The 24,258-nt window shown below is 56.7% G+C and carries 19 protein-coding genes; 3 read left to right on the top strand and 16 right to left on the bottom strand.

All coding sequences use genetic code 11. The features are described from left to right. Positions 1-107 precede the first annotated feature (107 nt). From LHF31_RS04660 to LHF31_RS04620, 9 genes are all read right to left on the bottom strand, one after another. On the bottom strand, positions 108-1,523 hold the full coding sequence (locus LHF31_RS04660; RefSeq protein ID WP_298007658.1) for a uracil-xanthine permease family protein: 1,416 nt from the start codon (positions 1,521-1,523) through the stop codon (positions 108-110). Between the two features lie 231 nt (positions 1,524-1,754). Then, positions 1,755-2,378, bottom strand: coding sequence for a carbon monoxide dehydrogenase subunit G (locus tag LHF31_RS04655; protein ID WP_298007656.1), 624 nt, complete (start codon positions 2,376-2,378; stop codon positions 1,755-1,757). A gap of 66 nt (positions 2,379-2,444) precedes the next feature. Next, entirely contained in the window at positions 2,445-4,793 is a 2,349-nt protein-coding gene (locus tag LHF31_RS04650) for a xanthine dehydrogenase family protein molybdopterin-binding subunit (protein ID WP_303773691.1), read from the bottom strand. 17 nt (positions 4,794-4,810) lie between these two features. Further along, on the bottom strand, positions 4,811-5,290 hold the full coding sequence (locus LHF31_RS04645) for a (2Fe-2S)-binding protein (protein WP_298007430.1): 480 nt from the start codon (positions 5,288-5,290) through the stop codon (positions 4,811-4,813). A gap of 10 nt (positions 5,291-5,300) precedes the next feature. Beyond that, a complete protein-coding gene (locus LHF31_RS04640) occupies positions 5,301-6,176 on the bottom strand; it encodes a xanthine dehydrogenase family protein subunit M (protein ID WP_298007427.1) in 876 nt (291 codons plus the stop codon). An 85-nt stretch (positions 6,177-6,261) separates the two neighbouring features. Further along, a complete protein-coding gene (locus LHF31_RS04635; RefSeq protein WP_303773688.1) occupies positions 6,262-7,935 on the bottom strand; it encodes a cyclase family protein in 1,674 nt (557 codons plus the stop codon). A 78-nt stretch (positions 7,936-8,013) separates the two neighbouring features. After that, positions 8,014-9,258: a DUF1116 domain-containing protein gene (locus LHF31_RS04630; RefSeq protein ID WP_303773686.1), complete on the bottom strand. Its 1,245-nt coding sequence runs from the start codon at positions 9,256-9,258 to the stop codon at positions 8,014-8,016. A 36-nt stretch (positions 9,259-9,294) separates the two neighbouring features. Further along, positions 9,295-11,022, bottom strand: coding sequence for an acyl-CoA synthetase FdrA (gene fdrA / locus LHF31_RS04625; RefSeq protein ID WP_303773684.1), 1,728 nt, complete (start codon positions 11,020-11,022; stop codon positions 9,295-9,297). A 387-nt stretch (positions 11,023-11,409) separates the two neighbouring features. Then, the gene (locus tag LHF31_RS04620) at positions 11,410-12,135 is read right to left on the bottom strand and encodes a hypothetical protein (RefSeq protein ID WP_303773682.1); all 726 of its coding nucleotides are present in this window, start codon (positions 12,133-12,135) and stop codon (positions 11,410-11,412) included. A gap of 189 nt (positions 12,136-12,324) precedes the next feature. Between LHF31_RS04620 and LHF31_RS04615 the strand changes: the two genes are divergently transcribed. From LHF31_RS04615 to LHF31_RS04605, 3 genes are all read left to right on the top strand, one after another. After that, positions 12,325-12,609 (top strand): MoaD/ThiS family protein, encoded by a 285-nt coding sequence (locus LHF31_RS04615; RefSeq protein WP_303773679.1) that lies wholly within the window; start codon positions 12,325-12,327, stop codon positions 12,607-12,609. 10 nt (positions 12,610-12,619) lie between these two features. Next, positions 12,620-14,560 (top strand): glycosyltransferase family 39 protein, encoded by a 1,941-nt coding sequence (locus LHF31_RS04610; RefSeq protein WP_298007415.1) that lies wholly within the window; start codon positions 12,620-12,622, stop codon positions 14,558-14,560. Between the two features lie 120 nt (positions 14,561-14,680). Beyond that, complete coding sequence (locus LHF31_RS04605; RefSeq protein ID WP_298007413.1) at positions 14,681-17,173, top strand: glycoside hydrolase family 2 protein; 2,493 nt, start codon at positions 14,681-14,683, stop codon at positions 17,171-17,173. Between the two features lie 56 nt (positions 17,174-17,229). Here LHF31_RS04605 and LHF31_RS04600 read toward each other — a convergent pair whose 3' ends face one another. The 7 genes from LHF31_RS04600 to LHF31_RS04570 form a co-directional block, all read right to left on the bottom strand. Then, a complete protein-coding gene (locus LHF31_RS04600) occupies positions 17,230-17,919 on the bottom strand; it encodes a hypothetical protein (protein WP_303773676.1) in 690 nt (229 codons plus the stop codon). Then, positions 17,853-18,737, bottom strand: coding sequence for a hypothetical protein (locus LHF31_RS04595; RefSeq protein WP_303773675.1), 885 nt, complete (start codon positions 18,735-18,737; stop codon positions 17,853-17,855). The genes LHF31_RS04600 and LHF31_RS04595 overlap by 67 nt, the downstream gene beginning before the upstream one ends. Beyond that, positions 18,734-20,806 carry a WD40 repeat domain-containing protein gene (locus LHF31_RS04590; protein ID WP_303773674.1) on the bottom strand — a complete coding sequence of 691 codons (2,073 nt, stop codon included), beginning with the start codon at positions 20,804-20,806 and terminating at the stop codon, positions 18,734-18,736. The genes LHF31_RS04595 and LHF31_RS04590 overlap by 4 nt, the downstream gene beginning before the upstream one ends. Next, on the bottom strand, positions 20,785-21,558 hold the full coding sequence (gene surE / locus LHF31_RS04585; RefSeq protein WP_298005082.1) for a 5'/3'-nucleotidase SurE: 774 nt from the start codon (positions 21,556-21,558) through the stop codon (positions 20,785-20,787). The genes LHF31_RS04590 and surE overlap by 22 nt, the downstream gene beginning before the upstream one ends. Before the next feature lie 13 nt (positions 21,559-21,571). After that, positions 21,572-22,630: an adenosine deaminase gene (add, locus tag LHF31_RS04580; protein ID WP_298005079.1), complete on the bottom strand. Its 1,059-nt coding sequence runs from the start codon at positions 22,628-22,630 to the stop codon at positions 21,572-21,574. A 61-nt stretch (positions 22,631-22,691) separates the two neighbouring features. Further along, positions 22,692-22,988, bottom strand: a complete 297-nt coding sequence (locus tag LHF31_RS04575) for a hypothetical protein (protein ID WP_298005076.1) — start codon at positions 22,986-22,988, stop codon at positions 22,692-22,694. Next, positions 22,985-24,250, bottom strand: coding sequence for an extracellular solute-binding protein (locus LHF31_RS04570; RefSeq protein ID WP_298005073.1), 1,266 nt, complete (start codon positions 24,248-24,250; stop codon positions 22,985-22,987). The genes LHF31_RS04575 and LHF31_RS04570 overlap by 4 nt, the downstream gene beginning before the upstream one ends. Between the last annotated feature and the right edge of the window lie 8 nt (positions 24,251-24,258).

The raw sequence follows: 24,258 nt of genomic DNA, 5'->3' as shown, positions 1-24,258 counted from the left end.
CCCTGAATCCTGCTCTGGAAGGTTCAGGGCTCCCGATGAAGAATCCATTCCGCACCGGGAGCCCCGAGAGGTGCAGGCTCCGCCTGCACAGGTGTCAGATTACAAGACTAATGCTCGACAGAGGCGCGCTCCATGGGCGGTTTCCACGCCATGGTGATGAGGTTGAGGATGATACCCACCACAGCACCCGTCGCAATGGCGGGCCAGCCATAGGGGAACACGCTCTGAAGCAAGGGGATCGGCAGGAAGCCACCGGAGAAACCGATGTTGCCGCCGATACCGATGATCAGGATGGCTGCGCCGATTGCCAGCGATTTGGGATCGTACAGGTTAACTTTCTCCGCCATCATCAGCGCAATACCTTGCATGCCGATGACGCCGAACAGGTAGATCGCCAGACCACCGCTCACTGCAGTGGGGATCGAAGCCACGGCTTCTGCCAGCGGTCCGATGAAGCCCAGCAGGATGGCAATCACACCCGCCGCCAGCAGGGACGGGCCGGAGTAGTTGCGGCTGATCACCATCAGCGAGTTGTTCTCGCCGTAGTTCGTTCCCGCGGTGGAGCCGAACAGACCGTTGACCAGATCGTTCAAACCGTCCAGCATCAGGTTCAAACCGATGTAGCGAGCCAGCCCGTATTTCTCGCGTCCCTGTTCCTCAGCCAGATGATCCACATACAGGCTGATCTGATACAGGTGAGCGGTGGATTCCGGGATGGTCGCAATCGCCATGATACCAACACCGATGATGACCGTGGCAGTCAGAGGGTCATTGAAGACCGGGAAGGTGATCGTTGGGGCGCGGATGAGGGCTTCCTTGCCAAAGTTGGAGAAGTCCACCAGTCCCAGTGGGATGGCCACAATGTAGCCGAAGATCGCCGCCAGAAGGATGGGGAGCATGCCAATGAAGCCTTTGCCCTGCAGATACACGGAGAAGATAAACGCCGCCAGCAGGGTAACGGTCGCCGCCGCCCACCACTTCAGTTGCATGACCGGATCGGTAACGCCACAGCAAGCACCGCTTGACATGTTCAACGCTGCCGCGCCCAACCCGATACCGATAGTGCATGCCACCGGACCCGTGACGATGGGGGGCAAAACTTTATCAATGGCTTCCTTCCCACCGGAGAGGCGGATGATCAAGCCAACGATGATGTTGATCGTTCCTGTGGCGATGAAGCCCGCCGTCACCACCGAAATCACTTCGGGCGGAGCAACGGGTCCTTCCACACCCTTTGCCTGCATAATGGCGGTTACCGCCGCAATGTAAGAGAAGGACGAACCGTAGTACAGGGGGATGTATTTCCCCATGGCAAACTTGGAACCGAGCAACGCCACGACCGTGCCCAGACCGGTGATGGTCAACACAGTGCTGACGGGGAACTTCATCAGGATGGCGCACAACACCGTCGCGGGGAACATGGTGAGCACGTGCTGGAAGCCCAGCAGAACCATCTGCCCGAACGGCGGAACGTCATTGGGAAGGTACCCCATCACTGCAGGTTTTTTAGCAGTTGTAGCCATGTGACTTCCTTCCTCCGAAGAAAAAATATGGAACAGGTGATTTTGGATGAAAAAACGGTTGAAAACTTTGTGGGTTTGCCAGCCCACAGGGATGAGAAAAACGCTTCACGTACCCTCGATAACCACCTCCTTTTCTCCTCTTCTCCGGGCGCTGTCTCCTCCATGCCCGTTTTTCGTTGAGGAATTTCGATAAAGGTGATTCGCCCCCTTCGAATCACCCTATCCACAACTTTAGTGCGAAAGCAGGTATGCCACAATGACAAGCACCACAATCAGCGGGATGACATAAAAGAGCATACGCACTTCCGCTACCTTTGATAACCCTGATGCCATGTCTTTGGTTACGGCGGCGGCAAATTCTGCCTCCGTGGGGGCTTTGAATTCTACCGGGGCGCTTCCCGCTTTTGCCGCCAGGCGGGCTTCCAGGGCTTTGTCCAACGTCTCGAAGGCAGTCTTGATGATGCTTTTCGCTACGCTGTCAATCATGCGCTGTCCCACACTCGCCAGGGTTCCGCCGATCTGAACGTCTCCGGAGTACTTCAACAGGGTTGTGCCATCTCCCTGATCGATGAGTTCCACATCTCCCATGCCCTTGGCAAATCCAGGTGCGCCGCGACCTTCCACGATGAGGGTAAATTTTTCGGGGTAAACCTCATTGGCAACTTCCACCTTCCCGGAGAAAGATCCGGAGACCGGACCAATGCGGATGTTCATGGCACCTTCGAAATGCTGGTCGTCAATCTTGGTTAACGATTGCGCACCGGGCACGGCGGTTGCCAGCACTTCAGGATCGCGAAACATGGCATACACTTCTTCGCGCGGTCCCTTGAAAACGTGTTCACCTTCGAGTTGCATGGATAAATATCCTCCTCAATATTGTATATGAGATTTTTAAAATCACGGGGCTTCACTCCCGATCATTTACTTTTTGGGCGCTTGCTGCACCAGTTCCCACAGCCGGCTGGGATTCAGCGGCGTCTCGTCAATTTGCAGGCGGTACTCGTAGAGCGCATCTTCCAGGGCTTGCATGAAGCATGCCGGAGTGGGAATTGCGCCTGCTTCGCCCACCCCTTTCATCCCCAGAGGATTGAGCGGCGAAGGCGTCTCCAGATGCTCCACAATCATCTCTTTGGGCATGTCGGTGGCTTGCGGAATGAGGTAGTCCATCAGCGAAGCGGTCAGCAACTGCCCGTTTTCGTCGTATTTAATCTTCTCATAGAAGGCGTTGCCAATGCCCATGTGCACGCCGCCCATCACCTGCCCTTCGAGCAGTAAGGGGTTGACCACCGTACCGCAGTCATGCACAATGGCAAACTTCTCGATGTTGACCGCCATCGTTTCGGGATCCACATCCACAATCATTGCCACCGCACCTGCACCGGTTGCGCCGTAAGGAGGTCCAAAGTATGCTGTGGCTTCCAGACCGGGTTCCACCCCGGGCTCAATTGTGCCGCGGGTAGGGTTGGCTTTGAGAGCAATTTCGCCCAGCGGCATACTGCGGGACGGATCACCTTTGACACATACCTTGCCGTCGCACAGTTCTACTTCGTCTTCAGAAACGCCCAGGAACCTGGCGCCAAATTGCAGGGCTTTCTGGCGCACCTTGACGGCAGCATTGTATACCGCCGTCCCGGCAACGCCCATACCCCGGCTGGCAAATGTGCCCGCACCCCAGTGGAAGTGTCCGGTATCGCCGGTAATCACATTGACATCTTTGACGTCCACACCCAACTGCTCGGCGGCAATTTGCGCAAAGACGGTGAAGTGTCCCTGACCCTGGGTGCTGATGCCGGTAGCCACGGTCACCTTGCCATTCGCGCCAACCGTGACGCGCGCACCTTCATACGGTCCGACTGCTGTCCCTTCTGTGAAGCAGACAATGCCGATGCCCTTATGCTTGCCCTGAGCACGCAGTTGCGGCTGGATTTCCTTGCGGAACTTTTCGTACTCAATCACTTCCATCACCCGGCGCAGGGTTTCGGGGTAATCGCCGCTATCCAGCACACCTTCCACAAAGTCCTGCCCAATGATGCCCGTGGGATACGGGAAGCGTTCCTTGCGCAAAAGGTTGCGGCGGCGAATTTCTGCCGGATCCATGCCCAGTTCCTGGGCGGCGTAGTCCAGCAACCGTTCCATCACAAACACGCCTTCGGGGCGTCCCGCACCGCGGACTGGCGTCACCACATACTCGTTGGTAAAGACCATGCGGATTTCGGTGTAGAAATTGGGCACTTCATAGCAGGACACGGTGTGAGTCTGTGTGTTCAATGGCACCGTCATGCCGTAGGGGTCATAAGCGCCAGTGTTGTGATAGAACACATCCTTCACGCCCAGAATGATGCCGTCTCTGGTAAGGGCAATTTCGGCGTAGTGGATCTGATCGCGCTCCGAAGTGGTGGCGAGGAAGTTCTCACGGCGGTCTTCAATCCATTTGATGGGGCGCTTCAACCACATGGCAATGATGGGCAGCAACACATCATCCGGCTGTGAGGTCATAATCTTGGGACCAAATCCGCCACCAATGAAGGGGGTGATCACCCGCACCTGTTCCTCGAACAACCCCAGGCGTGTGGCAATGCTGTTGCGCAAAGGAATGGGCGCCTGTGTGGTTGCCCAGATGGTCATTTCGCGGGCGCGGTCGTCCCAGTTGACCACAAGACCGCGGTTTTCCATTGCCGCACCGGCGCCGCGATCCACATAAATCTTTTTCTTAATGACCACATCGGCTTTGGCAGCGGCTTCTTCATAATTCCCGCGCTCCTGCTTGACCAGCGCCGCCAGATTGCTTTCAAGGTCTTCATGCACCAGCGGTGCGCCGGGTTCAAGGGCTTTCTCCAGATCCGTTACCGCCGGTAATGGTTCCAGTTCCGCCACAATGTAATCCATGGCGTCTTCGGCGATATAGCGGTTTTCCGCAATGATCACTGCCAGCGGCTCGCCAGAGTAACGCACTTTATCCTTGGCAATGGGCATCAAGGGGCGGGCGTGGAAAATGGAGCCTTTAATGGCGGTTGGCGGTGGAACCTGCAGGGGACCCGGTCGCACAAACTCGCCAAAATCTTCTGCCGTGTACACGGCAATCACACCGGGCAGTTTGCGCGCCTCTGACACGTCAATTTTCTTGATCCGCGCATGAGCGTAATCACTGCGGTAGAAAGCGGCATGGAGCATGCCCGGCAGTTCAATATCATCAATGAACTTTGCCTGACCCGTCAACAGGTAGGGGTCCTCGTTGCGGGGAATGCTTTGACCAAAAACTCGTCCAGCCACGGTAACCTCTCCTTTCCCTACGAACGGGTAGCCATCTTCTCAGCCGCCAGTTTGACGGCTTCGATGATGTGTTCATAACCGGTGCAACGGCACAGGTTTCCATCAATCGCCTCGCGGATTTCCTCATCGGTGGGGTTGGGATGCGTTTCGAGGAAGGGTTTGAGGGTCATCAGGAAACCCGGCGTGCAGTATCCACACTGCAGGGCGTGCTTCTCATGGAAGGCTTCCTGCAGGGGGTGCATCTTTTCGGGAGTGCCCAGCGCTTCCACTGTAGTCACCTCATGTCCATTTGCCTGAACGGCAAACATGAGGCAGGAACGCACCGGCTCGCCATCAAACAGGATGGTACAGGCGCCGCAAAGACCATGCTCGCAACCCACATGCGTGCCGGTCAAACCCAGATCATGCCGGAGGAAATCACTGAGCAGACGGCGGGGCTCCACTTCCCGAACGTACTCAACGCCATTTACTTTGACTTTAATCGTATGCGTGGTCACGTTTCCCTCCTTATTTTGCGGCTCGTTCAAACGCAGTAGAGAGCGACCGCCTCACCAGCACACGAACCAGGTGGCGACGGTACTCGGCTGTAGCGTGAATGTCGGTGCCGGGATCAATTTCCTTGCTGGCGGCAATCTCTGCCACTTCGGCAATGGCTTCGGGGGTAGGCTTTTGCCCAACCAGGATGCGTGTGGCGGCTTCAGAAAGGATGGGCACATCCCCTACACTGATCATCACCATACGGGCGCTGGTGCATTTTCCCGCTGTATCCAGCGTAACCACCGAGGCAACTGCTGCAAGAGAGTAACCACCTTTCTGGCGGGAAACCTGCTGGTAACTGCTGCCAGTGTGCGGGGGTAAACCGGGCAACACCACTTCCGCCAGCATCTCTTCCGGCTCGAGGACGGTCATGAACGGACCGAGGAAGAACTCTTCGGCTTTGACCCAGCGCTCCCCACCCTTTTTAAGCACCTTGAGATTGGCGTTCAAAACGATGGAAATCGCGGGCAACTGTCCTGCCGGGTCGGCATGGGCAATTGAGCCGCCAAAGGTCCCGCGGTTGCGAATTTGCGGGTGGGCGATATTGGGCATCACCTCCAGCAACAAAGGAAAGCGCTGAGCCACTTCGGGGCTGTGCTCCACCTTGCTGTCGCGGGTCATGGTGCCAATCGCCAGCCCGCCATCGGCAGTGGGTTTAATGTACGCCAGTTCGGGGATGCCATTCAAATCCACCAGTGCCCCGGGGCGCGCCATGCGAAAGTTCATCGCAGGGATGAGGCTTTGCCCTCCTGCCAGTACTTTTCCGTTATAGCCGAGATTCGCCAGATGTTCCAGCGCTTCTTCGGTACTGGTTGGAGCAAAATACTCAAAGGGTATCGGTTTCATAAATTAAGAACCTCCATTCCCATTGCGGTTAACTGCAAGTCTCCAGAGAGATGAAACCACCCTGGAGACTTGCATTCAAAAAACGTTATTCGCCTTCCTTGAAGGCAACGAAGCGACCCCACATGGACTCGGCTTCCATTGCCTTTTGCAGGTAGCAGCCGATGTAATAACGTCCGCTGGAGGCGCGGGCAATATCGCCGCCGAGATTCTCGGCGTGGACGATGCGCTTGGGGAACAGGTTGAGATGCATATCCTGATAGTATTTATCCAGCGGGTACATCTCATCCCAGGTCTTGCCGAAGTCGCGCTTGAGTTTCTCATTGGCTTCCTGGAAGGTCTTGGGATGCCAGATGCGCATGATGGTGTTCATCGGGTGATCCGCCGAAACCGCATCCACACCAATCCACTTCAGTTCCAGTTTTGCCGCCCATTCGGAGAAATCGGGCGAAGGACCCGGATGCTTGACCATGTAGCGGAATTCATCCGACTCGGGGCTGATCCAGCCATAGCGGTGCCAGCCGGTCTTGATGACCAGAATATCGCCCTTGCGGATGTCCACCACCGATTCAATCATCTGCGGGGTGTACACGCTGGCATCGCTCACCAGATGGGAAATATCGGCAATCACGCCGGGACCCACCCATTCAGACAGCGGCACCTGCCCAATGGTGCGACCAGAGGGGTAGAAGTGTTTCTCGCCGTCCATGTGGGTTGCCAGATGGATGGAAGCATTGCAGATGGAACTGTTGCGTCCCATGCCGAAATACTGCCCACCCACGCGGCGGTGATAGGTAACGCTCAACGGCACGTAGTTGAGCCACTGCGGGGTCTGCACGCTGAAGGGCACAGTCATGTCGAGCATTTCGGCTTTGCTCATCGCCTCGTAGAACTCGGCTTCGCTCATCCACTCCGGCGCCTGATAGGCGGCAACCCGTGCCCATGCCGATTCCACTTCCATGAAGGGGATGGGCATGATGGTAATCCACGCGCGCTGGTTCTTGAGTTTATCGATTTCGCCCACCACCGCCTCCAGGAACACCAGATGGTTCTTCGGCATGGTGATGTGGGTTAACTGATAGTACTCATCCGGCGGGAACATCTCTTCCCACTTCTTGCCGTGCTCGCGCATCAGTTTTTCTTCGGCGCGGCGGAAGTGATTCTCGTGCATGTAGCGGATGGTGGTGTTCATGGGGTGCTCGGCAGAACCGCAGTCCACACCGATGACCTTCAGTTTCATGTCCAGCGCCCATTTGTAGAAGTCCATCGAGGGACCGGGATGACGCACGTAGAACCCGAATTCTTTGGACTCCACACCGCCCTGCGCCTCAGGGTTGACCACATCCGGCTGATCCCATGAATAGCGGTGATAGCCCGTATTGATGATCAGAATATCGCCGGGGCGAACATCGGCTTTCTTCATGATCATCTCGGGGGTGTAGATGCTGTAATCGGATACCATGTCCGAGATGTCCACAATCACGCCGGGACCGCACAAATCGCTCAACGGGATATCGGAAATGCGCCGCCCGCCGGAATGGAAGGCAGTTTCACCCACCAGATGGGTGCCCACACTGTTGCTCCAGTTGAGAATCTGACCATTGGCGCCCTGACCGCCGCCGTAGGCACCGGTGACGCGCTTGAAGAAGTGCACTTCCAGCGCTTTGTCGCCCGGGAAAGGCGGAGTGAAGATGCTGCAGTCCTGCGTCAGGTCGTACATTTTGGCTTCCGCCATCATTTTGATAAATCGCTCACGGTCCATACGATCCTCCTCTTGATCCGAAAAAAAACCTTGTATCCTCTGTCACGCTCGCTCTCGTGTCACAAGGGCGCATTCGTGCTAGAAACCGTATTGCTCCGCAAATGCCACCAGGGCATCTTCGAAGATGTTCTGGGGCGGAGTCACCACGCCTGCACCCACCTGTCCAACGCCGGGGTCTTTGTGGGCAACGCCGGTGTTGACTCGCGGCAGGATGTTCTTCTCAATGACCTTGCGGATATCAATACCGGTGGGCGTACCACGGAAGTTCAGGTAAGGAATGGTGAAGTATTTGTGCTCGGCGTAGGTAATTTCGTACATATCCAGGGTGGTGTTGACGGCATCCTGGGGAGTACCGCTGATGAAGGTGACGATTGCCGGAGCCGCCGCCATTGCAAAGCCGCCAATGCCCGCCGTTTCGGTGATGGTGCTGTCGCCAATATCGGGGTTGGCGTCCTTCTCGGTAAAGCCGGGGAAGTACAGTGCCTTCACCTTGCCCGCCGGTCCGGTGAACCAGCGATCACCCAGACCACTGACGCGGATACCGAAATCGGTGCCGTTGCGTGCCATCACGGTGACGATGGTAGACCCTTCAATGCCATGTGCGGCATCGGTCATGGTCTTACAACCCGCCATAACCTGATTGAGAATGCTCAAGGCGTTTTCGCCAAGGAAGCGGATAACTTCCGAAGCAGTATTGCTGTCTTTGGCAACCTTGACAATCCACGGCGCCAGTTGAGTAGTGTAAAGAATGGAAGCCGCATCCAAGCGATTGTGTCCATCATCACCCATGTGCAGGGCTTTACCCAGCAGGGTGCGCAGATCCAGCCCACCCATGGCTTCCAGGGCAGCATTGGAGACCGGACCAAGCACTTCGTTCATCCAGGTCAGGCGTGCCAGCACATCTTCGCTGTAGGCGCCCATGCGCAGAACCTTGCCGCGTCCTTCGTTCAAACCGGAGTAGGCTTTGTTACCATGGGTCTTGTTCTCCACGATGTACACCATCATCGAGGGGGAAATCACGCCCGCCATGGGACCAACCGCAGAATGCTCATGGCAGGGTTCAAATTTAATCTTGCCACTGCTCAGCAGGGCTTCAGCTTCGTCCCAGTTTTTGGCACGCCCCTCCCAGATCAAAGCGCCGACCATGGCACCTTTCATCGGGCCAGCCATGCGATCCCAGGTCACCGGAGGACCGGCGTGAAGCAGTAAATCCCTGTGCATGCCGGGGATGACATCAATTGCCGGAGCGACGCCCACCACTACCGGTCGGGCTTCCATCATTTGTTCTACAGCCTGTTGATTGGCTTTTTCAATATCGACCATGAGAGCCTCCCAAAACCTCGTGTATTTCGGATGAACCTACTGGCGCTGTTTCATGCGCTCCAGGATGGACATTAAACGCTCATTCCCACCGGCGGGTGGACGCCAGTCCACATGGATGACCGGGGCACCCTGCGCCGCCAGGTTCTCGGCAAAGGACTCCAGACCCACATTGATTGCCGCCAGCGGGCGCTGAAGAGTCGTCAGGTCAACCGGCTTCATGGTGAATTCGCCGCCGGCTTCCTGGCTGAGAGCGCGCACCAGACGGCCCGCATAGCGCATGGCTTCTTCATTGCTGGTGGAAACCCATGCACCACCCTCTTTCATCTGCTGGACCTGGGCTTCAAGTTTCTGCGGGTCTTCGTCAGTACCGCACACCACCGCAATCACTTCCAGGTAGCGCCCGGCTTCCTTTGCCAGGGCTTTGGCTTTTGCCACAGCCGGACCGAGTTCGCTGGCAGGATCGGGGTGCGAGCCATATCCAATCACCACATCCAGCAGGATAACCGCCACCGAAGGATCGGCGGCTTCCTCCATCAACCGGCGAATGCGCAGTTCGTTGTCCATCATCGGATGCAGGCGTCCCTGGGTGAACTCATCTTCACCAAGATCCACAATGCAGTGTTCCTGGCTGACATAACTGTTGGGCAGTTTGAGTTCTTTGTTAATGGGGGCATTGGCATAGACCTTGGGCAGGTAACTGGCAAGGATGTGCTGGGCTTCGTATGCCAGTGTGCCGCCGGAGAACAGCCCGCGCAGGTATTTTTGTCCCGCGGCAAAGCGCTCCAGGCCTAAATCTGCATCGGTTTCAAGGGCGGGCAGGTTGCGGGAGAGTTCTACCGCCAGTTCTGCGGCATGATCCAGTCCGCGGGCGAAGTAGAGATTGTCCATCTGCGGCAGGCTCAACGGGCGAGCAATAAAGTTGACCACCACCGGTTTACCGGCTCTGCGCGCCAGTTTAAGCACTTCTTCTGCCACTTTTGGTGAAGGGGGTTTCGATACCAGCACGATGACTTTCGTCTCAGGATCACGGCTGAGCAGTTCAATGCCCTGCCGGAAGGTTACCGCACCCACCTTTTCGGAGAGATCGCGCCCTCCGGTGCCAATACCGTGGGTAATGCCGCCACCCAACTGATGAATGCGACTGGTGACATGCTGTAAGCCAGTGCCTGCCGCTGCCACCACGCCGATATTGCCGCGGCGCACTTTATTGGCAAAGCCCAGACCGAACCCGCCAATCAGGGCAGTTCCGCAGTCGGGTCCCATCACCAGCAAACCTTTCTCGGCGGCTTCTTGCTTGAGGGCAATCTCTTCTTCCACCGAGACGTTATCGCTGAAGAGGAAAACATGCTTGCCCAGGCGCATGGCTTCACGCGCCACACCCGCGGCATAACGTCCCGCCACCGAAACCAGCACCCACGAGGCTTCGGGAAGCATATCGTTGGCGCCCTCGATACTGCGCGGGCGATAGGCTTGCTCGGCGCCGCCTTTCTTGCGCGTGAGCAGTTCATCCACTTTTCCCAGCGCTTCAGTGGCGGCTTTCTCATCCACACCGCGAACAACGATCACCAGATCGTTGGGCTGGGCTTTTTCCACTTCGGGAGTGGTCAGATCAATATGTGCCAGCAGTTCCTTGTTGGACTCCGTCCCCATCACCACACCGGCATCCTCAATGCCAGGCAGGGATGCAAGAGAACGCTGAAGTTGCATCAGAACAGCGGAATCATAATAGACGCCGCTTCGAATTTCGACTTTTATTGCCGCCATCACTCCTCCTCAAAAATATTTTTTTATTTGCAACCGACAGGTTGCAGAAAAGCAAAATGTCCCTTTCGATACTCGATCGAAAGACGACATTCAAAGAAGGTTCACCATGAGACCAGTAATGTCAACATGGATAAGCACAATGCTTGAAACAATACCATCACAGAAAAATGTCAAAAAAGCAAACAAAAGAGATGCCCTGTCAGATTCAGTATAGCAAGTTCAAAATGTCTCGTCAACTTGCGTTTTGCGTAAATTTGTATGACATTTGACTATTGACGAGGGAGATGTGAATGATCTGCCAGGAGGAAACGTTGAGCGGATGCCCCCACAGCCAGCCTGCGAAAACATCCGCTCAACATGGCTTCACATCCTCCCGAACCCTGAGATTTACAGGTTCACTTCAGCGGGTGCGTGGAAGTGCTCGTTCGCCTTGCGCACCTCGTCGGTTACCTCAAAGGACAGGTCGGAGCCGATTGTTTGAACAGCGTAGTCCTTTACACCGGCGTTCCACATGTCCTGGGTCAGGTAGTACACACGCGCGCCGCCCAGTTCGTGCTGGTACTCAGGCCAGGGTTTGGTCGGTTGCGCCATTTCAACGCCCGCCATGCGCCAGCCGTTGTAGGACTCAAAGGTGGACCACCACTCTTTGCACTTGAGGATTTCCAGCGCATAGTAGGTTTTGGCGTAATACATTGCCCAACCCACACGCCCGCGGCGGGTGAAGGTCATAGTGTGCAGGCTGATGGCAATGTCCGGGTTCATTACGCGGCCATTGGCAAAGCCAACCCACTCGCCATCAATCAAGCCCACCAGGGTGAAGGGATCCTTAATGCGTTTGCGTACCCAGCCCAAAATTTCGCCGTAGACGCGCACGCCCACAATGTCATAAAAGTCTTTGTTGACTTTCATGACCTTCTCCATGTAAGCCAGCATCTCGGGCACTTCTTCTTCCTTCGCATGGCGGATATAGAGAATCCGTCCATCGCGCAGGGTGATCTGCGCCTCGGGCCAGGGGGGCAGTTTCATCGGGGGAGCCTGCAGCAAAGGCTCAATTTCACTGACGTCAAACGAAACAGTGTTGGTAGAAACTTCTACCGGCGGTTGGAGTCTCATATCTTCCTCTCTGATAAGATTAGGGGATGGAACAAATTCAGTATAGCAAAGCAAGGGTGCAGAGTCAATAAGTTATCAGACAATTTGATTTTTATCGCCAAAAAATCTGACATATGACAGAAATTGGACAGGCTTCCTCTTCTCAACTGCCATAAAATTCTCTTATACTTACAGATGGGAGATACAGCCATGACAATCACCGTGGAGTTGACGGGCGCCGCCCGCGCCCATGCCGGGGTGAAAACCCTCACCCTGCACCTGCCCGAAGGCGCTACCTACCGCGATATTGTGCGGGAACTGGCAAAACGCTTTCCCCAGCTGGTGGGCTGGCTGATCGCTCCTGATGGCGAGTCCTTCCTGAGTTCCAATATGCTGGTGATTGACGGCGATCTGGCAACACCAGTGATGGTGCTGGATGAAACGCCTTCAGATGGTGCGCACCTGATTTTGATGTCGGTCATCACCGGAGGGTAATCCCCACTGCATGGCAAGTATCCTGTCCATACTCCTGCTGACCGGCACGGCATTCCTGTTGGGAGCGATTCTGCGCATTCGCGAGCGATTCTTGTGGGCGCAGGGAGTGGCATTGACAGCCTTTGCCACCCTGGTGCTGGTCTTCCAAATTGCCAATCTCCTCCATGCCCTTAATCGTCTGGAGATCATTCTGCTCATCCAGAGCGTTTTCTTTGCGCTATCGGCTGGCTGGTGGTGGCGGAACGGCAAACCGCCACTTTTCCCCCGCCCGCCGATGACGCTTGAAAAACCCACCTGGAACGATTTGCCCTATGCGGTGATCGGTCTTGTCGTCGCCATATCGGCGGGGTTTGCTGCCGTGCTGGCGTACACAGTCCCCCCCAACAACAATGACGCCCTCTCCATCCATCTTGCCCGCGTGGGCATGTGGCGGCAACTGGGCACGTACTTCCCCTGGGAAACCGCCGTGGTGTGGCAGTTAACCTTCCCGGTCAACGCGCAACTGGTATACCTGTGGACCATCTTGCTCAGCGGAACGGATCATTTTGTGGCTTTTGTCCCGTGGACGGCAGGACTGGCAGGTGCGCTGGGGGTGGCGGCGCTTTCCCGTGAACTGGGGTTTCGGCGCATCGCCGCGCTGACAGCAGGGCTGGTATGGCTCTCCCTGCCAGTGGTGAATTTACATCTTTCCTCGGTGCGGCACGATCTGGTCAGCACCTGGCTGTTCACCACCACAGTCCTGTTCTTCTACCGCTGGGGAAAAGAACCGCACCGGTATTCCTGGATGGTTCTCTCGGCGCTTGCCGCTGGACTGGTTGCAGGCACCAATTTTTCCATCATCTTTTACCTGCCGGCTCTGGCTGTGCTTTTCGTGGTGGGGTGGCTCTTCTTACGAACCCATTCCATCCGCATGCTGATCCACTGGGCAATTGTCGCACTCGTGGCTTTCCTGATCTTCAGTTCCCCCATCTACTGGAGCAACTGGCTGAAGTTTGGTTCGCCTCTGGGGGCGCGTGCTGAAGCCATGACCAGCCAGACTGTGCTGAGTCAGGTATCTCTACCCCGGTACCTTGCCCTGAATACCACCCGCTGGCTTTACCAGATGGCAGACACCGCCGGATTGCCCCAGCCCCTGTGGGGCTACGGCATCAAAGCCAAAGCGTGGGTTGCCCATGCCCTGGCAGGCGCCTGGAATGATCGTATTGAAGGCACAACTGCCACATACAGCGGACACGTCTTTTCGTGGCGCAGAGTGTACCTGCTCCAGGAAGACGAAGCCTGGTTTGGTCCGATTGGCGCTTTGCTGATGCTTCCGGGAAGTCTGTGGGCTTTCTGGCAGGGAATCAAAAAACGTCACCTGCTTTTACTGGCTCCTCTGATCCTGCTTCTCAGCGGGCTTATCTTTGGGACGCTCTTCCGACCGGGCTGGACGCCCTACGATGGACGGTATTTCATGCCAGTTTCAGCCTTTGCGCTGGCGCTGCTGCCTTTCGGACTGGAACAGGGCAAAGGACGTATCCTCTGGCGCGTGCTGGTGACAGGGGTGGTGCTTTCCAGCGTGTGGATGTGTGCCACCCAAAACCCCACTCGAGAAGTGATGGGGGAACGCACCATCTGGAACACCACCCGTACTTTCCAGTTGACCCGACAGGCATACCTGACTCTGCCCATGCTGGATCTGGCAGATCAATCCATCCCGCTGGATGCGGTGGTGGGGATTGCTACCGAGAAAGGCTTTTACTTTGAGTATGGGCTGTTTGGAGAGCATTTCACCCGCACACTTGTTCCCGTATACCCGCCAGAGAAAACTGGAGAGGAAAACTGGTTACGGGAGCGCGGCATCGAATACCTGCTCATTGAGGTCAGTGAAACATATCCCAGATCAATCGCCCCATCCTACAAATATCTGGACAGCCGCAGAGACTGGGTAGTGTACCGCTACCAGCCGTAAAAGTCTCCCGGATCCATCTTTTTGAACCGGAAGATGGATTTTTATCGATTCACGATTCAATCCGGGAAAATTCAAGGTACAATTCAAATATCCCTGCAAGAAAGGAATCAATTCACCGGTATGTTGGCACAATCTTTGACCTCATCGAAAGGTACAGTGTGGACGTTTCGTCAGGCTGGAGCGGAAGAGTGGCTACCGGCAACTGTGCCGGGCGGCGTGCATACCGACCTGCTGGCGCTCGGACGCATTCCCGACCCGTTTGTGGCGGATAACGAACTCAAAGTACAGTGGGTTGCCGAAAGCGAATGGGAGTACCGTGGCATATTCACCGTTTCTCCGGAACTGGTACATGCCCCGCATTTGTTCCTGGTTGCTGACGGTATTGACACGCTGGCAGATGTGAGCCTTAACGGCAAAGTGTTGGGCAAAACCGAGAATGCCTTCCGTCAGTACCGCTGGGACGTGGCGGGACTGGTCAAAGCGGGAGAAAACGAAATCCGCGTGCTCTTCCACTCAGCAGTCAAGTACTGCCGCCAGCGCAATCAGGAAAAGCCGCTGACGCCCAAAAGCGGCATGTCTCTGGAAGGCTCGGTGTTTGTGCGCAAAGCCCCCTGCCAGTTCGGCTGGGACTGGGGTCCAAAACTTCCTCCAATCGGGGTGTGGCGCGATCTTCGTCTGGAAGGGTATACACTGGCACGCCTGGATGACGTGCATTTCCGCCAGCGTCATGAAGGCAAAAAAGCCTTTATCTCGGCAGAAGTCAAACCCGAAGTGTGGGAGGATGTCCCATTAACAGCACACCTGCGCGTCACCGCCCCGAACGGCAGGAAGACCTATGAGACCAGCGCGCCTGTTGAGGAGGGGAAAGCCCTGTTGCAGGTTGCCATCTCCAACCCGCAATTGTGGTGGCCCAACGGATACGGCGATCAACCCCTGTACCGTGTGGAAGTGTGGCTGGAATCCTCGCAGGGCGTGGAAGACCAGAAAACCGTGCAGATGGGTTTGCGCACCATTGAACTGCGCCGCGAACCTGATGAATGGGGCGAATCCTTTACCTTCATCGTCAACGGCGTGCCCGTCTTCATGAAAGGGTCAGACTGGATTCCCGCCGATTCCTTCCCCACCCGCCTGACCGAAGCGCACTACGAACATCTGATTCGCTCCGCCGCCGAAACCCATCAAAACATGCTCCGCGTGTGGGGCGGCGGCATTTACGAAGACGAACGGTTTTATGACCTGTGCGACCGCTATGGCATTCTGCTGTGGCATGATTTCATGTTTGCCTGCTACATCTACCCGCACGATGAGCCGGAATTTATCGAGAATTTACGCCACGAGGTAGAGGACAACGTCCGCCGCCTGCGTCATCGCACCTGCATCGCCCTGTGGTGCGGGAACAATGAAATGGAACAGGGCTGGGCAGACTGGGGCTGGACCAACCCCACGGATCCTCTGCGGGTGATTGAACGCGAAGCCTACGAACGTTTCTTCTACCACACCCTGCCCGCCTGGGTGGAAAAACTCGACCCCGACCGCCCGTACTGGCCCAGTTCGGCTTCTTCCAATGAGCCCTTCGTCAACCCCAACAGCCAGGACCGCGGAGATATGCACTACTGGGATGTATGGCACGGGCGCAAGCCTTTCACCGCTTACCGATCGGTGTACCCGCGCTTCATGAGCGAGTTTGGTTTCCAGTCGCTTCCGCCACTGGAGACCATCCGCACCTATGCAGCGCCTGAAGACTGGAACATGACCTCGTACATCATGGAACATCATCAGCGCAGCGCCAGCGGCAACGGCTTGATCATTACCCAGATGACCGAAACCTTCCGCATGCCCAAAGACTTCCCCTCACTGGTGTACCTGAGCATGGTCCTGCAAGCCGAGGGCATTCGCTACGGTGTGGAACACTGGCGACGCAACCGCGACCGCGTCAGCGGGACGCTGTACTGGCAGTTGAACGACTGCTGGCCCGTAGCGTCGTGGTCGAGCATTGATTATTTTGGGCGCTGGAAAGCCCTGCATTATGCGGCAAAACGTTTCTATGCGCCGGTTCTGCTCTCCATCGAGGATCAGGGTACCAAGATGAAAGTGCACCTCACCAGCGACCTGACCGCCCCCTGGGAAGGCAAAGTACGCTGGGCGCTGGTTTCGGTGGACGGGCAAATGGTACTTTCCGGTGAAGTGCCGGTCCACCTTGCACCGTTATCCTCTCAGGCAGTCTTCTCACAGGATTTCGGTGGAGTGGTGTACGGTGAAGAGGACCGCAGTCGCGAACTGGTCTTCATGGCAGAACTGTATCACGCAAACGAGTTAATCTCTCGCTCGCTGGCGACCTTTGTTCCCAACAAACACCTTCAATTAAGCGATCCGCAAATGGAGTACTCTCTGCACCGCGAGGGCAATCAGGCGGTCATCGTGGTTCAAGCCCGTAAACTGGCGCGCTTCGTCGAACTGAAACTCGAAGGGGCAGATGTCATCTTCAGCGACAATTACTTCGACGTGCCCGCCGGGTTCAGCGTGACTGTCACCTGCCCCATTCCCAGGGGCTGGACGCTGAAGAAAATGAGCAAAGCCCTGCGGGTGACCTCACTGTATGAGTCCTTTGCCTGATTCGGATACCTGAGCCTGTTACCGTCGGGGAGGTGAACGCCTCTCCGACGGTTTGTTTAACGCCGCCGAATCAGATATACACCACCATCCTCACCATGATACAGGGGCTCCATTTGATAGAACCGGGCAATCTCCTCAGGCGCATAATAATGGGTGTGCACCCCTGCTTCATACCAGATCAGCACTCCTGACTCCCCCTGAGGAAACTCCGGCAGATACTGTTCCAGCGGATACTCAATCGCATAATGAGGATGACGGCTCCATGGTGAACCTGAACAAATCCTGCGGGTATACAGAAAAACCGCGGTGGGATAGTTGCTGTACAGAGGCAGTTCCTCGGGAATGCTCTCCGCCCGCAGGTATGCCGTCACCCCCGACTGACGAAATTCAGGTGTGTTGAGATAATTGTAAAGGGGTGCGCCCTGGTTACGGGTTTGCTGAATCATCTGACCCCATTCCTGCACGGAAGGGATACCCCAGATGAAACCGATGAAGAGCGGCACCAGCCAGGAAAGACGCTGCCAGCGTTTCAGTGCCTGTGAGGTGCCTTCCAGCCCGCTGAGAATCACCATCAAAAATGAGGGGTAGAGCGGCGCCATCAGACGGGCATCCAGACGGGTGATATCCGCCTGAGTAGAAGAGAAAAGTAGAAACACAAAATACCCCCCTCCCCAGAGGCTCAGCAGAGCCGCCACCATCCCGGAGCCCCCATCAACCTGCCCGTGCGCCAGCGCAGTCCAAACCATCCTGCTCCCACCGCCAACAGGAAAACCGTCAGCCATCCCCATACCGGGGGAAAAGCATCGGGGAAGAGCCACAGGTGCATTTCCGCAAGAGCGGCATCCACATTTTCTGCCAGTGTACGTCGGGCTGGCGGCGGAGCGCCGAAAGGGTGTCCAAACAGACGCAGGTTGCGCACCATCCACACCGCCATGGGGAGGAAAGCCGCCGTCAGGAATAACCCGGTGTGTTCCAGACGTTTGCGCAGGGAAAGACGAGCATGCATCCACACCCATCCCACCCCAAAAGGAAGGAGCAATACACCGATATACCGATCCAGCCAGGTCAAACCCGCAAGAATGCCGGCAGGGATCACCCCGCGCATCCCTTTCTCCGTAGAAACGATCCGGAAAAACGCAAAGACCAGGACGATGAATAACAAATCGGACAACAGATGAATGGACAGGGGAAAAATGGAATGCGAGATACCCAACACCCCGGCGCCCAGCAAGCCCAGCCAGCGGCGGACAGGGAACAGATCCATAAACAGGCAACCAGCCAGATATACGCCGACACCCAGCAAAAGGGCATTCACCCATCCGCCCGTGAGCAGTGGGTCGACAGGGAGCAACGCCAGACCAGCCAGCACGATTGGATAAAGGGGAGGCCAGAGACGGAAGGGAGTTCCGTCAAAGGTGAGGAAACCCCGACCCTGAGCCAGATGAATCCCGGCGGCAAGGTATTCCACCGAATCCCGCGCCACCCCCGGACCGTAAGGGGCCATTGCAAACAGGGCACTGAGGGTGACCAGCAGCGAGATTGCGGCTAACCAGCGTTTTATCATGGAACGCCCCACAGGCGCACTGTGCCATCCTGACCCAGCGAGAGGAGCAGGCGGTTTTGAGGTGCGAATGCCAGACGGGTGATTGCGCCGTGATGTCCGTAGAGCGTGCGCAGGACTTCGCCATCCCCCGCCCACCGCAATTCGATGCGCCCATCCTGCCAGCCCACCGCCAGAAAAGCCCCATCCGGAGAAACTGCCAGCGCGCCGGGCGATTGCCGGGGATCGTAATCGGCTTTCCAGAGGTCAGATCCATCGCTCACCAGCACCCCACGCAGAACCTGATTTCCCGCCACAAACAACACACCACCATCCGGCGAGAAAGCCATATCCTCCAGCCCTGCGCCGCCAATGGCGCGCACCAGCGTGCCGTTTAACTGGCGAAGATTTACCCCGCTGGAAGTCAGCACCGCCAGTTGCTGACTGGTAGGCGAGAAGAGAATCCGCGTTGCCAGATACGGCTCTTCAATTTTGCGCGCCAGCAAATCCCGCTCAAGATCGTAAAGGTACAGCCATCCGTTTTCCCCGCTCCAGGCAAGCCAGCGTGAATCGGGAGAAAACGCCACTGCCCAGAGACGCGGTCCAGTCTCCCCCAGACGGGAGAGGAAACGCCCATCTGAAACGCGGTAAAGATGCGCCATTCCCTCATCGCTGGAAGTCACAATCGTCTGCCCGCCGGGGAAGACATCCACATCGCGAACGGGACCGCTCAACCCCTCCGTGATCGTGCGCAGCAGTTTCCCATCCTGAATCTGGCGCAATTCCACCCTGGCAAAGCCCGCCAGCGCTACCCAGGAGCCGTCAGGGGCAATCACAAAATCATTCAACGGAGCAAAATGCTCGCCACTGGATGCCAGACGCTCGCCAGAGGCAATCTCCCAGACATCCACGCCAGAAGAAACCAGACGGGCGCCATCGGGTGAGAAAAGCAACTGCGCCGGTTCGGTTTCACCCTGCAGGGTCATGCGCGGTAAACCCACCCCCTGCCAGAGACGCACCACGCGGTTGGCAAACCCCGCCGCCAGAAAATCTCCTGCAGGGCTATACGCGAGACTGATCAGGGCCTGATCTTTTCCCTCACCGCCCGAAAGACGGTAGGTAAACTGCCGCACCCCATGCGGGACGGTAAAGACTTCAATCCGGTTCGTGTTTTGAAAATCGTAACGCTGATCCGGATATGCCACCGCCAGCAAGGAGCCGTCCGGTGAAAAAGTCATCTTTCCCGGCGGCGATTGCGAAGCCGGGAGCAACGTCAGCGGGTCGCCGGTGCGGGCATTGACTACCTGCACCAGACCGCCACCGTGGAGCGCGGCATGGTTCAGGTCGGGCGAGAGCGCCACCTCTCGCACCGCTGAACCCGGCGAGGGCAGGCGCAGAGTTGCCGTAAGCGCACCTTTGGAAAGGTCCCAGCGTTCCAGCCATGCAGCGCTTTTCCCGATGGGGTCAGGGTAAAGCAGGGCAAGGGTTTGTTCATCCCTGGAAAGGATCATCTCCATTGCCCGAGAGGCTCCCTCAGACGGAAAAGTCCGTTCTGGCTGCATAGTGGTAAGATCCCATTCTTCAATCCCCTGGCTGGCAATGTACAGCCGCTGTGAATCGGCAGAAAATGCTACCTGAAGAGGCTCCCAGACGTTCAACAGGGTAAAGAACGTCAAGGGATTGGCGCGGTACAGAACCACTCCCAGGCGGGTTGCCACCGCCAGCCAGGTTCCATCGGGCGAGAGAGCGATATCGCGGCTGGAACCATACCCCCAGCGTGCCAGTTCTACCACCTGCTCAAGGTTGATTTCGAGAATCCCCTGCGGGTCGGAAGCAAACGGCGTGCCTGCACGCACCGGTGTGGGGGTAGGGGTTGGTGTAGCAGTAGGGGTGGGAGTGAAGGTAGCCGTTGGGGAAGGGGTCACGGTTGCCGTGTGGGTGGGTGAAGGACTGGGAGTGGGACTGGGCGGTGCAGGTGTCGGCGGGGCGGCGCATGCAGTCAGGACGACAAGCAGGCAAAGCACACCCCCGCCGATTTTCCACAGCGGTACACCTCTGGAACGAAAACGGATTAATCTTCCTCCCAGTTCCATTGACGGAGCGGTTCAATCAGACTGTACAGAGTCAGGTCCAGGTGCAGAGGGGTGACAGAAGCATATCCCTCCGCCAGTGCCCCAATATCCGTGCCCTCTTCAGGAATTCCGTCCGGCGGCTCCCCGCCAATCCAGTAGTATGGTTTCTGGCGAGGGTCGAGACGGGTCACCAGAGCGTCGCGGTAAATGCGCTCTCCCAGCCGGGTGATGCGGATCCCCTTGATTTGTTCGAGCGGCAGGGGCGGCACATTGACATTCAACACCACCCGGGGCGGCAAACCAAAGCGCAGCACCCGCTCCACCACCCGGCGAGCAATGTGCGCAGCGGCGGTGAAATCCGGTCTGCTGCCATTGGCAGGCAGTTTCATGGAGACCGCCACAGCCGGCAACCCGGCAAGCGCTCCCTCCATCGCAGCCGTCACCGTTCCGGAATAGGTCATGTCCTGTCCGAGGTTTTCCCCGGCGTTAATGCCAGTGACCACCAGATCCACCGGTTCCTGCACCACCCCCAGCAAGGCAAGCGCGACGCAATCGGCAGGTGAGCCATCCGAAGTCAACGCAGGGGTGCCATCGGCAAGGTGGGTTTCGCGCACCCGCAGGGGACGATCCATGGTTTTATCATGCCCCGAAGCCGACCAGTTGCGGTCGGGGGCAAACACCGTCACCCTGCCCAGCGGCATGAGCGCCTGAGCGAGGGCTAAAATGCCCGGCGCATGAACGCCATCATCATTGGAAATCAAAAAATGGGGCATAAAGGCTTTCCCTTTAAAGCCATTGTAACGCACGATTCAGTTCAGGTTCCAGCATCTCTACCAGAGACTGACGTTCTTCAGGAGGCAGAAAACTCGCCCGTGCGGCATTTAATACCGTTTCTTTAAACATGGAGACGGGCATTCCCAGTTCTTCCAGTGCCACCCGGTACTCATCGGTGAGGGTAATGCGCGAGATGCCCGGATCATCGGTATTAATCGTGACCTTTAAGCCTTCCTGGAGCATGCGCGGCAGGGGATGTTGATGAACAGCACCAATCACACCCGTCTGATGATTGCTGGTGATGCACACCTCAAAGGCAACCCCTCGCTCCCGCGCTACCTGAAGGGCTCTGGAACTTTGCAGAACCTTGACTCCGTGACCGATCCGTTCTGCGCCGAGAAATTCAATCGCTTCCAGCACGTTTTCAGCGCCGCCCCATTCTCCGGCATGGACTGTGAGATGCAAACCATTCTTTTGCGCCTCATGGAAAACCTCTTCAAAGGGCAGCGCCGAAAATTCCACCTCGTTCCCTGCCAGATCAAAGCCTACAATACCGCGATCCCGGCGCTGAATGGCAAACTCAACAATTTGCGCCGCCAGATCCACCGGTTCATGGCGGTTGACCGAAACAATCAGACGAGTCTTGATATGGTATTCCCGGCTGGCTTCCTCGGCGCTTTGAATGACCCAGTCCATCACCTCATCGTAAGAAAACCCCTGCAAGCGGCTCAACGCTACCGGTGTGAAGCGCAGTTCCAGGTAGCGCACATTTTCCGCAGCAGCATCCGCAATGGCTTCACGGGTAATCCGGCGAATCACCTCCGGTGAGCGGTAAAACATGCGCAGTGTCTGGAATTTGGAGAGGAAATTGGTAAAGGTGAGCGGCTCATCCCGCTGCATTTGCACCAGAGAATGGAAATGCGTTTGAGGGATGGTCAGACCGTGCTGACGGGCAATATCCAGAAGTGTCTCCAGACGCAGAGACCCTTCCAGATGACGGTGCAGTTCCACCTTTGGAATTGCCCGATACAGTGAGAGTTCACCCGTTGGAATGCGCGGATACCAGCCCATCCTTCCCTCCACCCTCCTTGAAGAGATTATATCTCAAGAGAGGGTCACAATGAAAACCTTTTCAGCGTTTTTTATTGGACAGCAAGCCATACAACACACTCCCCACCACAATCAACACAATCACCGCGGTCGCCAGAATAATACCGGTGGTTTGAGCGTAGTTATCCAGATACTCCGGTGGAAGTGGAGTCACCGTGGGAGAAACCAGGGCACTTTCTGGCGTGGGGGTTGCGTCCAAGGAGGAAGTCTGAAGCACATTCGCCCCCAGAGAAAGGAACAGAAAAAACAACAACACTCCCAGCAGAGCAAACACACGGAAATCGCGATAAGAAATGGTCGAAGAGGAATTATCGTTCATTTTACCCCCGGAGTGGCAACCTTTTTCACCGCGTTTTGGGCGGCAGGTGCCGGAAGGGTCTTTAACTGCAGGACTTCCAGGGTGCTCTCCCGCAAAACCGGTCCCAGCACGGCAATCACATCATTTGAAGGAATAGGTCGAGCAGTTTCCGCCATGCGCTGAAATACAGGGACGAAGGATTGATTTTTCCACAGAGGGAACGAACTGGGGCGAACCGGCAGCGCGCCGACGGCTTCGCTCCAGGCACCGGAAAAGTCGCTCTGCGTCAACCACTCGCACAAACGCGCTGCCAGCGCACGGCGCTGCGGATCGGGTTCAGCCACAGCCAGAATCCATCCTGTCGCCAGACTGGCAGGAGCATCGCCCATCGAAGGCAAAGGGGAAAAAAGCGAGTCGGGGGGGAAATCTGAAAGATAGGTGCTCGCCCAGGCAACCACCATCATGGTGCGTTTATCCTGATATGCCTGCCATGCCTGAGAATACGTTTCGACCTGAGTCGTCCAGATCGGAATAACTGCCCGTTCCACGGCATTGCGATACCATGTAAACACCGTGGTCAATGGCTCTTCTTCCAGAAGGGGACGCCGCTGAGTATCCTGATTGTCTCCACCTGCCGAGAGATACAGGGCCAGGGTGGTCAGACTCTTGCTTTCCTGCACCGGAAAGGTGAGGGTATAGCGTTGATCCAGGATTTCCTGCCACGAATCAGGGGCACGCGGCAAATTTCCGGTACGATACACCAGCCCCAAACTATCGCCCGCCATGGGCAAACCATACACCGAACCCTGTACCAGAGCCAGTTCACGGGCATACTCAAACCAGTCCGAGGCATCAATGGCTGTGCTCAGCCCATCCAGCGGATAAATGACACCCTTGAGAGCGGCATTTTCCAGATCTTCCCGGGATAACACCACCACCGAAGGTAATGCGGCAGGAGCGGCAGCGCTGGCAAGGATGAGCGATTCCAGCAGGCTAGCCGGTCCACTCACGGCTTTCAGGCGCACTTTGATCTCTACCTGATTCTCCTGTGCAAACGCCGTCAACCTTTCCTTAAGGAGATTTCCTGCTCGACTGCCATTTTCGGGATCAAACTGCGGCGGCAACCAGATGACCAGCGGTTTGCTGACTGCTGGCGTAGCAGAACTCTCAGCCGAGGGCGTCGGACTGATGACGGGTATCGCCGTAGATGTGGGTGGAAGCGGAGTGGAAGTCGGCGATGTCCCCCACGATGGCAAACAGCCGCTTAAGACCAGAAACGCCATCAGGAGTA

Source organism: Anaerolinea thermophila, assembly GCF_020723905.1.
Classification (GTDB): Bacteria; Chloroflexota; Anaerolineae; order Anaerolineales; family Anaerolineaceae; genus Anaerolinea; species Anaerolinea thermophila_A.
The sequence above is the reverse complement of the archived record's forward strand: the minus strand, read 5'-3'. Positions and strand labels throughout refer to the sequence as shown.

Coding starts and splice junctions, on each gene's coding strand:
- LHF31_RS04660 (WP_298007658.1), bottom strand. CDS start 1,523: ATGGCTACAACTGCTAAAAAACCTGCAGTGATGGGGTACCTTCCCAAT.
- LHF31_RS04655 (WP_298007656.1), bottom strand. CDS start 2,378: ATGCAACTCGAAGGTGAACACGTTTTCAAGGGACCGCGCGAAGAAGTG.
- LHF31_RS04640 (WP_298007427.1), bottom strand. CDS start 6,176: ATGAAACCGATACCCTTTGAGTATTTTGCTCCAACCAGTACCGAAGAA.
- LHF31_RS04635 (WP_303773688.1), bottom strand. CDS start 7,935: ATGGACCGTGAGCGATTTATCAAAATGATGGCGGAAGCCAAAATGTAC.
- LHF31_RS04630 (WP_303773686.1), bottom strand. CDS start 9,258: ATGGTCGATATTGAAAAAGCCAATCAACAGGCTGTAGAACAAATGATG.
- fdrA (WP_303773684.1), bottom strand. CDS start 11,022: ATGGCGGCAATAAAAGTCGAAATTCGAAGCGGCGTCTATTATGATTCC.
- LHF31_RS04620 (WP_303773682.1), bottom strand. CDS start 12,135: ATGAGACTCCAACCGCCGGTAGAAGTTTCTACCAACACTGTTTCGTTT.
- LHF31_RS04615 (WP_303773679.1), top strand. CDS start 12,325: ATGACAATCACCGTGGAGTTGACGGGCGCCGCCCGCGCCCATGCCGGG.
- LHF31_RS04610 (WP_298007415.1), top strand. CDS start 12,620: ATGGCAAGTATCCTGTCCATACTCCTGCTGACCGGCACGGCATTCCTG.
- LHF31_RS04605 (WP_298007413.1), top strand. CDS start 14,681: ATGTTGGCACAATCTTTGACCTCATCGAAAGGTACAGTGTGGACGTTT.
- LHF31_RS04600 (WP_303773676.1), bottom strand. CDS start 17,919: ATGGTTTGGACTGCGCTGGCGCACGGGCAGGTTGATGGGGGCTCCGGG.
- LHF31_RS04595 (WP_303773675.1), bottom strand. CDS start 18,737: ATGATAAAACGCTGGTTAGCCGCAATCTCGCTGCTGGTCACCCTCAGT.
- LHF31_RS04590 (WP_303773674.1), bottom strand. CDS start 20,806: ATGGAACTGGGAGGAAGATTAATCCGTTTTCGTTCCAGAGGTGTACCG.
- surE (WP_298005082.1), bottom strand. CDS start 21,558: ATGCCCCATTTTTTGATTTCCAATGATGATGGCGTTCATGCGCCGGGC.
- add (WP_298005079.1), bottom strand. CDS start 22,630: ATGGGCTGGTATCCGCGCATTCCAACGGGTGAACTCTCACTGTATCGG.
- LHF31_RS04575 (WP_298005076.1), bottom strand. CDS start 22,988: ATGAACGATAATTCCTCTTCGACCATTTCTTATCGCGATTTCCGTGTG.
- LHF31_RS04570 (WP_298005073.1), bottom strand. CDS start 24,250: ATGGCGTTTCTGGTCTTAAGCGGCTGTTTGCCATCGTGGGGGACATCG.